The sequence below is a fragment of the Pseudonocardia nantongensis genome, assembly GCF_046546495.1.
GTDB lineage: Bacteria > Actinomycetota > Actinomycetes > Mycobacteriales > Pseudonocardiaceae > Pseudonocardia > Pseudonocardia nantongensis.
The window spans coordinates 143,560-153,912 of sequence record NZ_JBKGXT010000016.1; the positions used below are offsets into that span (position 1 = coordinate 143,560).

Sequence of the window (10,353 nt, forward strand, 5' to 3'; positions counted from 1 at the left end):
GCCCGTGGCGACAGGGAGGTCCCATGCACGCACCGAGCGTTCTCGTCGTCGGCGCCGGGTTCGGCGGCATCGCCGCCGCCATCGAACTGCGCGCGCACGGCATCCGGGACGTCACGATCGTCGACGCCGCCTCCGGCCTCGGCGGGACCTGGCTGCACAACACCTATCCGGGCGCGGCCTGCGACGTCCCGAGTCACCTGTACTCGTTCTCGTTCGCCCAGCGCGCGGACTGGTCCCAGCTGTGCTCACCGCAGTCGGAGATCCTGGAGTACCTGCAGGGCGTGGCGAAGGAGTTCGGCGTCGCCGACCTGGTGGAGCCGAACACCCGGATCGTCTCCGCCGAGCGGCCCCGCGCCGACGGTCCGTGGACGGTCACCGCCGAGGACGGCCGCACCTGGCACCCGGACGTGCTGATCGTGGCCACCGGCCAGCTCAACCGGCCGATCACCCCGAACATCCCGGGGATCGACACGTTCGCCGGGCACGCGTTCCACTCCGCGCGCTGGGACCACGACCACGACCTGCGCGGACGCCGGGTCGCGGTGATCGGCACCGGGGCGAGCGCCGTGCAGTTCGTCCCGGAGATCGCCCCCGAGGTGGGGCACATGAGCGTGTTCCAGCGCTCCGGCAACTGGTTCCTGCCCCGCCGCAACCGGAGGTTCCCGGCCTGGTGGCGGGCCGCGGTCCGGCACGTCCCGGGGCTGCAGCGCTGGCGCCGGACGTTCATCACCGAGTACTGCGAGTCGCTGACGCTGATGATCCGCCACCCTGCGACCTGGGGCCGGATCGGACGGCTGTACTCGACGATCTTCATGCGGCTGCAGCTGCGCGACCCCGAGGTGCGGCGCAAGGCCTGGCCGGACTACACGTTCGGCTGCAAGCGGATCCTGTTCAGCTCGCACTGGCTGCCTGCGCTGCAGCGGGACAACGTCGAGCTGGTCACCGACGCGGTCACCGCGATCGAGCCGTCCGGCATCCGGACCGCCGAGGGCCGGCTGCACGAGGTCGACACCATCATCTGGGGCACCGGCTTCGCGGCGACCGACTTCATGTTCCCGATGGAGATCACCGGCCCGGGCGGCCGGTCGCTGGCCGACGAGTGGTCCGACGGTGCGCACGCCTACCTGGGCATGACGGTCCCCGGCTTCCCGTCGCTGTTCGTGCTCTACGGCCCGAACACCAACACCTCCGGCGGCTCGATCATCCGCTACCTGGAGTCCCAGGTCCGCTACGTCCGCCAGGCGATCCAGGAGGGACGCCGGCGGGCCGCGGCCGGGATCGAGGTCCGGCGCGACGTCGAGCAGGCCTACGATGCCGAGGTGCAGGCCCGCTTCCCCGGCACCGCCTGGACGCGCTGCGACTCCTGGTACCGCGACGGGAGCGGCCGCATCGTCACCAACTGGCCCGGCTACATGCGCGACTACGACGCCCGCACCGAACGGCTCGACGCCGAGGACTACGTGTTCCACGGCTGAGTGACCGGTCCGCGCCGCGCCCCGTGGCGGCGGGGCGCGGCGCGGCGGTCACCGTCGGCCGGGACTCCGGCCGGCGGCGCTGCGGGCCTCAGTCGCAGCTGGTCGGGTTCCCCTTGTTCTGGGCGTTGCCGGTGCCCAGGATCCCCAGCACGTTGCCCAGCGCCGCATTGACACCGGGGCAGACGTTGGCGTTGTTGAGCACGTTGACGTCGTCGAGGTTGACCAGTCCCGCCTGGTCACCGCGGGTGTTGCCGACGTCCTGCACGAACGAGTCGCCGTCGTCGTCGTCCTGCGGAGCGGACCCCGCCATGGCGATCGGGCTGAACGCGACCATGGTCGCGACGACGGCGGCGCCTGTGACCGCGAGCTTCCTGCGCATGACTTCTCCCCGAACGTGACCGGTGGGACGAGCGGGTGCGATGGGACTGTCCGAGTCCCCTGTGCACCACCGGGACGGCTGTGCGTCACGGCAAGCGGAACGTAGGCAGCCGGTCACGGGCGGGGATACGCCGCCCACCCGGCCGGGTGAGATCGTCACCGGGGGTGCCACACAGCGGGTTCGGGAGTCCCCTCGGCGAACTTCCCCAGGAGACCCGACACGGACGGTTCCGGACCCCGGACCGGCGGTCGCGGTCGGTGATCGCACGGGTGCGGCCCGGTGGTCCGCGGGACCACCCGCAGGGGTGACCACGCGTCGGCGTGTCGTGACCGGTCCGTGTCGGCGTGTCGGTCGAGGCGGCCGGCGGCCCGGATCAGCAGATGATCGACTACGTCCGGGCGGCGCAGGACACTCAGGACGCCGAGTAGCCGGTGTGGACGCGGCGGGCGGTCGTCGTTCCTCGGGGACCGCCCGCCTCAGGCCGCGAGCGCGCGGCTACGCGCGACGACGTCGAGGTGGCGGCGGCTCTCCGCGGACAGCTCACGATCCAGGACGAGCCGCTCGTGCACCCGGTTGACGACGTCGTCCCCCACCTGCCAGGCGCGAGCCACCTCGATGAGCTGGTCGGTCTCGACGCTGGTGACCTCGCCGTCGTCCAGCGCGCGGGCGACGGCCTCGGCGTACGCGGTACTCGCCGCGTCCGGCCAGGTGCCCTCCGCGACCCGCGGCCGGAGGACCGGACCGGAGCGGTGCAGCACCCGCCCGGTCGCCGGAACCGGGCACCACTCATCGGGAAGCGCCGCCGGGCGGACGCCGAGCTCCACCGGATCGACGGACCCGGCCGCGGCGAGTTGCGCCGCCAGCAGCCCACACCAGGAGAGCTCGGGCGCGAAACGATCTCCACCCGTCACGTTCAGTGCTCCCCTTCCCGAGCAGCAGCCTCGCCGCACGCCTATCTGAGAGGGTGTCAGACCTGCACGGTTGCCTCGGTGTCGGCCCCGCTCACCCCGGCCGCGTCCAGCAGCGCCGGCAGCACCGGGTTCGCCGCCGCCCGCTTCCAGGCCAGTGCCAGCGGCACCACCGGCGGGTCGGTCATCTCGACCAGCACCACCCCGGGTGTACCCAGGTCCGCGGTCGCCTCCAGCGCCAGCCCCACCCCGACACCGGCCCCGACCAGCGAGAGCAGGGTGTGCGTGTCCGGGGCCTCCTGCTCGGTGCGCGGGGTGAACCCGGCCCGCAGGCAGGCCGCGTCGACGGCGGTGCGCATCAGCGCCATCCGCGCCGACGGGTAGGCGACGAACGGGTCGTGGGCCAGCTCGGCCAGGTCGATCCGGTCCCGGCCGGCCAGCGGGTGCTCCTCGGGCAGCGCGGCCATCAGCTGCTGGCGGGCGAGCTCGTGCACGACCAGGCCGTCGTCGTCGACCGGGGTGCGGATCAGCGCGGCGTCCACTCTGTCCTCCCGCAGGTCCTCGGCCAGCTCCCCGGAGAACCGCCCGGTGACCAGGGCGAGCCGGGCCTGCGGGTGCCGGCTGCGGAACCGGCGTGAGGTCGCGTAGAGCCAGCGGTTGGAGCTGGGTCCGGCGAACCCGAGCCGCACCGTGCCCGACCCGCCCGCGGCCGCCTGCCGGGCCTCGACGACGGCCTCGTCCGCGGCGGCCAGCGCCCGGCGGGCCCGGGACAGGAACGCCTCGCCGGCCGCGGTCAGCGCGACCGAGCGCGTGTGCCGGGCGAACAGCTCCGCGCCGACCTCGCGTTCGAGGCGGCGGATCTGCTGGGACAGCGGCGGCCCGGAGACCCGCAGCCGGGCCGCCGCCCGTCCGAAGTGCAGCTCCTCGGCGACGGCGACGAACGACTCCATCTGGCGCAGTTCCACCCGCCCACCATGTCGGTTTGGCGACATGGTTGGAAGCCAGATCGTCGTACCGACGACCGAATGAGGCTCTACCGTTGCGGCGCGACAGTCACGGGCGGCAACGCGCCGGGCCGGGCCGTCGCTCCCTGGACGCGACCGTGCGAAGGAGCACGTCATGAGCCCTGCGGCCGGCCCCGCGCCGAGCACTCCCGCGATGCGCCGGAAAGCCGGCATCGCCTCGTTCGTCGGGACCACCATCGAGTGGTACGACTTCTACATCTACGGCACCGCCGCGGCGCTGGTGCTCGGGCCGCTGTTCTTCCCGAACGCCTCCCCCGCCGCGGGGGTGCTCGCGTCGTTCGCGACATTCTGGGTCGGCTTCCTCGCCCGCCCGATCGGCGGCATCGTGTTCGGCCATCTCGGCGACCGGCTCGGCCGCAAGACCGCGCTGGTCGCGACGCTGCTGCTGATGGGCGTCTCCACGCTCGCGGTCGGCCTGCTGCCGACCTACTCCTCCATCGGCGTGCTCGCCCCGGTACTGCTGGTCGCGGCCCGGCTGGTGCAGGGCCTGGCCGTCGGCGGGGAGTGGGGCGGCGCGGTGCTGATCGCCTCCGAGCACGCGTCGAAGAGCAAGCGGATCCTCTACGGCGCGTTCGCCCAGCAGGGAAGCCCGGCCGGGCAGATGCTGGCCACCGGCTCGTTCGCGCTCATCGCGCTGCTGCCCGAGCAGGACTTCCTGTCCTGGGGCTGGCGGGTGCCGTTCCTGGTGTCGGCGGCGCTGGTCGTCGTCGGGCTGGTCATCCGGCTGCGGATCGAGGAGAGCCCGCAGCTGGACCGGCTGCGCTCCTCCGGGCGCACCGCGCGGTTCCCGCTCGGCGAGCTGTTCCGCGAGGCCAAGGGCATGGTGCTGCTCTCGATCGCGGCGTGCGCGCTGGTCGCCGCGGCCGCCTACTTCAAGAACACCTTCGCGCTGTCCTGGGCCACCAACGAGCTCGGCTTCGACCGCGGCACGTTCCTCAACGTCATCCTGATCAGCTCGTTCGTGCAGTTCTGCACCCAGCCACTCGGCGCGTTCATGGCCACCTGGTGGAACCCCCGCAAGGTGGTCACCACCCTGCTGATCTTCGAGATCCCACTGTTCCCGCTGATGTTCGCGCTGATCTCCACCGGGGACTTCGGGCTGGCCGCGCTGGGGATGGCGCTGGCCACGCTGCCGCACACCATGTACTACGCGATCCTGGCCGGGATGCTGGCCGAGGCGTTCCCGGCGCGGATGCGCTACACCGCGATCTCGCTGTCCTACGCGCTGGCCGGGACGCTGTTCGGTGGCACCGCACCGCTGATCGGGCAGGCGCTGCTCGCCGCGACCGGATCGATCGTGCCGGTCGTCGCCTACTCGGTCGTGATCGTGCTGCTCACCCTGTTCGCCGCCCGGATCATCCTGGCCCGTGGCGCCGTGCCCGACGACACTGATCCCGGGGCCACCGATCCGGACGCCACCGAGCCCGCCACCGCCGTCGAGAGGACACCGTGACCACCCGCTTCCCGGAACCCGCCGTCCCGGCCGGATCGACGCCGCTGGCCGCCCGGCTGCGCGAGCTGGTGGCCGCGGCCCCGGGCGCGCCGGCGGTCTCGGACGGCGACACCGTCCTGACCCGGGCCGAGCTCGACGCCCGCACCAACCGGCTGGCCCGGGCGTTCGCCGCACGCGGGGTGGTCCGGGGCGACCTGGTGTCGATCGCGCTGCCGAACGTCGTCGCGCACGTGGAGTGCTCGGTCGCGGCGTGGAAGCTGGGCGCGGTCCCGCAGCCGCTGTCGGCTCGGCTCCCCCCGTCGGAGAAGGACGCGGTGCTGTCCGTCGCCGCGCCCGCGCTGATCGTCGACGAGCCGGTCGACGCCTCCGGGCACGACGACGCCCCGCTGCCGGACGTGGTCGGACCGTCCTGGAAGGCACCCACCTCGGGCGGCAGCACCGGGCGGCCGAAGGTCATCGTCGCCGGGCAGGCCGCGTGCGTCGAGCAGGCGCTGGGCCGGGTGGACGGCCTGCGGATCGACCGGGACGGCGTGTTCCTGTGCACCGCCCCGCTGCACCACAACGCGCCGTACATGTTCTCGCTGATGGCGTTGCTGCAGGGCCACCACGTGGTGCTGATGCAGCGCTTCGACGCCGCCCGCACCCTGGAACTCGTCGGTGCGCACGGCGTGACCTGGCTCTACGTCGTCCCGACGATGATGAGCCGGATGCTGCGCCTGCCGCCTGACCACTGGACGGACGCCGAGCTCGGGAGCCTGCGCACGGTGCTGCACGTCGGCGCACCGTGCCCGCCCGAGGTCAAGCGCGGCTTCATGGACCGGGTCGGGCCGGAGACGGTGCTCGAGCTGTACTCGGGCACCGAGTCGCAGGCCGGCACGGTGATCGACGGCCGGGAGTGGCTCGCGCACCCCGGCTCGGTCGGCCGGGTCGTCCGCGGTGCGATGAAGGTCTGCGACGCCGAGGGCGCCGAGCTGCCGCCCGGCGAGATCGGCGAGATCTGGATGCGTTCCGAGGGGATGCCGACCTACCACTACCTCGGCGCCGTCGCGCACGCCCGGGACGGCTGGGAGTCGCTGGGCGACATGGGTTCGTTCGACGCCGACGGCTACCTGTACCTGGCCGACCGCCGCTCGGACATGATCCTGGTCGGCGGGGCCAACGTGTACCCGGCCGAGGTGGAGGCGGCACTGGCCGCGCACCCGGAGGTGACCGACGCCGTCGTCGTCGGGGTGCCCGACGACGACTACGGCCGGACCGTGCACGCGATCGTCGCGCCCGCGCCGGGGGCCGGCCCCGGGCTGGCGGACCGGCTGCGCGAGCACGTCGGGGCGCGGCTCAGCCCGTACAAGACCCCGCGCAGCTACGAGCTCGTCGACCACCCCCTGCGCGACGACGCCGGCAAGGTCCGGCGCTCCGAACTCGCTGAGGCCCGCGCCGGGAGGCGGTGATCACCGATCCGGCGGTCCACCCGGCCACCGGCGGTGACCGCATCGACCACCGGATCGGTGATCATGGCTCGCCCGATGCGACACCGCGCGCGAGGATGGGTCCATGACCGATCTCCTGGAGCGACTGCGTGGCGTGCAGGTGTCCTCGCTGTGCGACGCGGACAAGACCCTGCCGGTGGTCGACCCGCTGATCCGGGCGATGCTGCCGGACGTGGCGATGGCCGGCCCGGCCGTCACCGTGAGCTGCATCGACGACCACCTGCCGATGTTCGCGGCGCTGCGCGTGGCCGCCCCGGGCTCGGTGCTGGTGGTGGCCGGTGCGGGCGGGCAGCGCGCCGTCTCCGGCGACCTGTTCGCGACCGAGGCGCACCGGCGCGGGCTGGCCGGGATCGTCGTCGACGGGCTGGTGCGCGACGTGCGCGGGATCCGCGAGACCGGGCTCCCGGTGTTCGCCCGCGGCACCTGCCCGGCGTCCGGAACGGTGCGGGACCCGGGCACCGTGGACGAGCCGGTGTCGTTCGGCGGGCTGGTGGTCGCGCCCGGCGACATCGTCTGCGGCGACGACGACGGCCTGCTGATCGCGCCCCCGGACCGGCTCGCCGAGATCGTCGGGAAGGCCGAGGAGGTCGAGCGGGCGGAGCGGGCGCTGGTCGCGGCGATGCGCGACGGCGCCGAGCTGCACGGGCTGACCACTGTGGACGAGCACGTGGCGGCACTGCACCGCGACGAGGACAGCGCCCTGGGCTTCCGGGTCTAGGACCGCCTCAGGCCGCGGTCTCCCAGGTCCACTCCTCGGCCATCGGACCGGCGCAGTCCGGGCACGGGACCTCGACCCCGGCGGTCTCACCCGCCGGCAGCTCCGCCTCGGCGCCGCAACCGGCGCACCGGCACCAGGACACCTCGCGTACGTACATGTGTTCGAGGGTGAACCACACGCGTGTAGTTCGCAACCGCGGCGGCGGTACGCTAGACGTCGTCGATCAGGTCGGCCACCGACGGCACCACCCGGGTCGGGCGGAACGGGAACCGATCGATCTCCGACGAGTGCGTGATGCCGGTCAGCACCAGCACCGTCCGCATCCCGGCCTCCAGCCCGGCCAGGATGTCGGTGTCCATCCGGTCCCCGACCATCAGCGTGGACTCGGAGTGCGCGCCCAGCCGGTTCAGCGCCGCCCGCATCATCAGCGGGTTCGGCTTGCCGATGAAGTAGGGGTCCACCCGGGTCGCCTTGGAGATCATCGCGGCGACCGAGCCGGTGGCCGGGAGCAGCCCCTCCGGCGACGGCCCGGTGGCGTCCGGGTTGGTGGCGACGAACCGGGAGCCGTTCTCGATCAGTCGGATCGCGGTGGTGATCGAGGAGAAGCTGTAGGTGCGGGTCTCGCCCAGCACCACGTAGTCCGGGCTCGCGTCGGTGATCACGTAGCCGACGTCGTGCAGCGCGGTGGTCAGCCCCGCCTCGCCGATCACGTAGGCGCTGCCGCCCGGGCGCTGCTCGTTCAGGAACGTCGCGGTGGCCAGCGCCGAGGTCCAGATCGACTCCTCCGGAACGTCCAGCCCGGTTGCCTGCAGCCGGTATCGCAGGTCGCGTGGCGTGTGGATGCTGTTGTTGGTCAGCACCAGGAACGGGATGTCCTTCTGCCGCAACCGGGACAGCAGCTGGTCGGCACCGGGCACCAGGCTGCCCTCGCGGACCAGGACGCCGTCCATGTCGGTCATCCAGCACTCGATCGGCTTCTGCTCCACCACGACGGCACCCTATCCCCCGCCCCACCCCGAGTTACGGCTCCACGACGCCGGGGGTGGGGGGTTGGCAGGTGGGGCAGTGGAAGAGGTTGCGGTTCTGGTGCGCGGAGTGCTCGATCGGGGTGCCGCAGACCAGGCAGGGCAGGCCGGCGCGGCGGTAGACGTAGACCTCGCCGCCGTGCCGGTCGCGCCGGCCGGGCTCACCGCGCCGGCGCGGGTCGTGCTCCGGGCGCACGGTGTCGATCCGGCCCAGCCGCACGCCGGCGCGCATCAGCGCGACCAGGTCCGGCCACATCGCGTCCCAGACGTCCCGGTCCAGGTCCCGGCCGGGCAGCAGCGGGTCCAGGCCGTGCCGGAACAGCAGCTCGGCCCGGTAGACGTTGCCCACCCCCGCGACGAGGGTCTGGTCCATCAGCAGCGTCGCGAGTGGGGAGCGGGACCGCGAGATCCGCGCCCAGGCGTGCTCGGGATCGCTGTCGCGGCGCAGCGGGTCGGCGCCGAGGCGCGCCCGCACCGCCCGCGCCTCGGCCGGGGTGATCAGCTCGCACGCGGTGGGCCCGCGCAGGTCGGCGTAGTGAGTCTCGCCGACCAGCCGCATCCGCAGCTGCCCGACCGGTTCCGGCGCGGGCAGCGCGGCCTCGACGAACGTGCCGTACAGCCCGAGGTGCACGTGCACCACCCGGTCCCGGCCGTAGGAGTGGAACAGGTGCTTGCCGTGCGCCTCGGCGCGGGTGAGCACCGCGCCGTCCAGCAGCGCCGCGGACTCGGCGAACCGGCCCTGCGGGCTGGACACCGCGACCGGCCGGCGGGCGAACAGCCGCTGGTGCAGCCGGGCCAGCCGGTGCAGCGTGTGCCCCTCCGGCATCAGCGCACGGGGCTCGCCACCCGGCCGCCGCTGCTCACGAGGGCAGCTCGACGTCGCCCGTGCGCTCGAAGCCGGCGAGCTGGTCGATCCGCCGCTGGTGCCGCTCGTCGCCGGAGAACCCGGTGCCCAGGAACGCCTCGACGATCACCAGGATCTCCTCGTAGGAGTGCTGGCGGGCGCCGATGCCGACGACCTGGGCGTCGTTGTGCTGGCGGGCGAGCTTCGCCGTCTGCTCGCTCCAGGCCAGCGCCGCCCGGATACCCGGCACCTTGTTCGCGGCGATCTGCTCGCCGTTGCCCGACCCGCCGATCACGATGCCCAGCGCGCCGGCGTCCTCGGCAACCCGGCGGGCCGTCTCGATGCACCAGGCCGGGTAGTCGTCCTGCGGGTCGTACGTCGGCGCCCCGACGTCGACGACCTCGCGGCCCTGACCGGCGAGGTGCTCGACGAGCTTGGCCTTCAACTCGAATCCGGCGTGGTCACTGCCCAGGTAGACGCGCACGGGGCAGGATCCTCCCATGCGGATCGGCGGGGTGGACGGGGTCCCCGGTGGCTGGGCGGTGTGTCTGCTGGAGGGGACCCGCGTGCGCTGGTCGGTGCTGCCGGACGCGGCCGCGGTGCTGGCGGCGACGGCCGGCTGCGACGCCGTCGGGGTGGACATCCCGCTGGTCCTGCCGGTCGGCGGCGGGCGCCGGAGCGCCGAGGTCGAGGCGTCGGCCCGGCTCGGGCGGGCCCGGTCGTCGCTGTTCCCGACGCCGCCCGCCGAGGTGCTCGCGGCCGGCAGCTACTCGGAGGCGTGCGCGGCCGCGCAGCGGGTGACCGGGAGGAAGATCAGCCTGCAGGCCTGGCACATCACACCGAAGATCCGCGAGTTCCAGCAGGTCACGCTGCCCACCGGTGGGTCAAGTCCTGTGGCGTGGTGTGTGACGGCTGACGCGTGATCGTTCTGGTTCAGGCGCCCAGCGCCGGGATGCTCGGGGCCGAGATGGCCTCCTCAGCGGTTGTGTCGGGGTCGGTGGCGGCGCGGGCTCGGGCGAGGACCTCAAGGCCGAGGTAG

12 protein-coding genes are annotated in these 10,353 nt (G+C 73.4%); 5 read left to right on the plus strand and 7 right to left on the minus strand.

Going from position 1 to position 10,353, the window contains the following annotated elements:
- Positions 1–23 precede the first annotated feature (23 nt).
- The gene (locus ACLFMI_RS18390; RefSeq protein ID WP_410949110.1) at positions 24–1,475 is read left to right on the plus strand and encodes a flavin-containing monooxygenase; all 1,452 of its coding nucleotides are present in this window, start codon (positions 24–26) and stop codon (positions 1,473–1,475) included.
- 88 nt (positions 1,476–1,563) lie between these two features.
- Here the strand turns inward: ACLFMI_RS18390 and ACLFMI_RS18395 are convergent, their stop codons facing one another.
- The 3 genes from ACLFMI_RS18395 to ACLFMI_RS18405 form a co-directional block, all read right to left on the minus strand.
- Positions 1,564–1,854 (minus strand): hypothetical protein, encoded by a 291-nt coding sequence (locus ACLFMI_RS18395; RefSeq protein WP_410949111.1) that lies wholly within the window; start codon positions 1,852–1,854, stop codon positions 1,564–1,566.
- A 476-nt stretch (positions 1,855–2,330) separates the two neighbouring features.
- Positions 2,331–2,765 carry a hypothetical protein gene (locus ACLFMI_RS18400; protein WP_410949112.1) on the minus strand — a complete coding sequence of 145 codons (435 nt, stop codon included), beginning with the start codon at positions 2,763–2,765 and terminating at the stop codon, positions 2,331–2,333.
- Between the two features lie 56 nt (positions 2,766–2,821).
- Positions 2,822–3,727 (minus strand): LysR family transcriptional regulator, encoded by a 906-nt coding sequence (locus tag ACLFMI_RS18405; RefSeq protein WP_410949113.1) that lies wholly within the window; start codon positions 3,725–3,727, stop codon positions 2,822–2,824.
- Between the two features lie 154 nt (positions 3,728–3,881).
- Between ACLFMI_RS18405 and ACLFMI_RS18410 the strand changes: the two genes are divergently transcribed.
- The 3 genes from ACLFMI_RS18410 to ACLFMI_RS18420 all read left to right on the plus strand — a co-directional run bounded on the left by ACLFMI_RS18410 (position 3,882) and on the right by ACLFMI_RS18420 (position 7,445).
- Entirely contained in the window at positions 3,882–5,240 is a 1,359-nt protein-coding gene (locus tag ACLFMI_RS18410; protein WP_410949114.1) for an MFS transporter, read from the plus strand.
- Positions 5,237–6,688, plus strand: coding sequence for an AMP-binding protein (locus ACLFMI_RS18415; protein WP_410949115.1), 1,452 nt, complete (start codon positions 5,237–5,239; stop codon positions 6,686–6,688). The genes ACLFMI_RS18410 and ACLFMI_RS18415 overlap by 4 nt, the downstream gene beginning before the upstream one ends.
- Before the next feature lie 103 nt (positions 6,689–6,791).
- Entirely contained in the window at positions 6,792–7,445 is a 654-nt protein-coding gene (locus ACLFMI_RS18420; protein WP_410949116.1) for an RraA family protein, read from the plus strand.
- A gap of 7 nt (positions 7,446–7,452) precedes the next feature.
- Here the strand turns inward: ACLFMI_RS18420 and ACLFMI_RS18425 are convergent, their stop codons facing one another.
- From ACLFMI_RS18425 to ACLFMI_RS18440, 4 genes are all read right to left on the minus strand, one after another.
- The gene (locus ACLFMI_RS18425) at positions 7,453–7,602 is read right to left on the minus strand and encodes a hypothetical protein (RefSeq protein ID WP_410949117.1); all 150 of its coding nucleotides are present in this window, start codon (positions 7,600–7,602) and stop codon (positions 7,453–7,455) included.
- 52 nt (positions 7,603–7,654) lie between these two features.
- A complete protein-coding gene (locus tag ACLFMI_RS18430; protein ID WP_410949131.1) occupies positions 7,655–8,395 on the minus strand; it encodes an HAD-IIA family hydrolase in 741 nt (246 codons plus the stop codon).
- 70 nt (positions 8,396–8,465) lie between these two features.
- A complete protein-coding gene (locus ACLFMI_RS18435) occupies positions 8,466–9,296 on the minus strand; it encodes an Fpg/Nei family DNA glycosylase (RefSeq protein WP_410949118.1) in 831 nt (276 codons plus the stop codon).
- Between the two features lie 34 nt (positions 9,297–9,330).
- Positions 9,331–9,798 carry a ribose-5-phosphate isomerase gene (locus ACLFMI_RS18440; RefSeq protein WP_410949119.1) on the minus strand — a complete coding sequence of 156 codons (468 nt, stop codon included), beginning with the start codon at positions 9,796–9,798 and terminating at the stop codon, positions 9,331–9,333.
- A gap of 16 nt (positions 9,799–9,814) precedes the next feature.
- Here ACLFMI_RS18440 and ACLFMI_RS18445 point away from each other — a divergent pair, with 16 nt between their 5' ends.
- Positions 9,815–10,237: a DUF429 domain-containing protein gene (locus ACLFMI_RS18445; RefSeq protein ID WP_410949120.1), complete on the plus strand. Its 423-nt coding sequence runs from the start codon at positions 9,815–9,817 to the stop codon at positions 10,235–10,237.
- Positions 10,238–10,353 lie beyond the last annotated feature (116 nt).

Bases quoted from the DNA above. Each gene is read 5' to 3' on its own strand.
- ACLFMI_RS18425 (WP_410949117.1), bottom strand. From the start codon at position 7,602: ATGTACGTACGCGAGGTGTCCTGGTGCCGGTGCGCCGGTTGCGGCGCC.
- ACLFMI_RS18395 (WP_410949111.1), bottom strand. From the start codon at position 1,854: ATGCGCAGGAAGCTCGCGGTCACAGGCGCCGCCGTCGTCGCGACCATG.
- ACLFMI_RS18430 (WP_410949131.1), bottom strand. From the start codon at position 8,395: ATGGACGGCGTCCTGGTCCGCGAGGGCAGCCTGGTGCCCGGTGCCGAC.
- ACLFMI_RS18420 (WP_410949116.1), top strand. From the start codon at position 6,792: ATGACCGATCTCCTGGAGCGACTGCGTGGCGTGCAGGTGTCCTCGCTG.
- ACLFMI_RS18445 (WP_410949120.1), top strand. From the start codon at position 9,815: ATGCGGATCGGCGGGGTGGACGGGGTCCCCGGTGGCTGGGCGGTGTGT.
- ACLFMI_RS18410 (WP_410949114.1), top strand. From the start codon at position 3,882: ATGAGCCCTGCGGCCGGCCCCGCGCCGAGCACTCCCGCGATGCGCCGG.
- ACLFMI_RS18390 (WP_410949110.1), top strand. From the start codon at position 24: ATGCACGCACCGAGCGTTCTCGTCGTCGGCGCCGGGTTCGGCGGCATC.
- ACLFMI_RS18435 (WP_410949118.1), bottom strand. From the start codon at position 9,296: ATGCCGGAGGGGCACACGCTGCACCGGCTGGCCCGGCTGCACCAGCGG.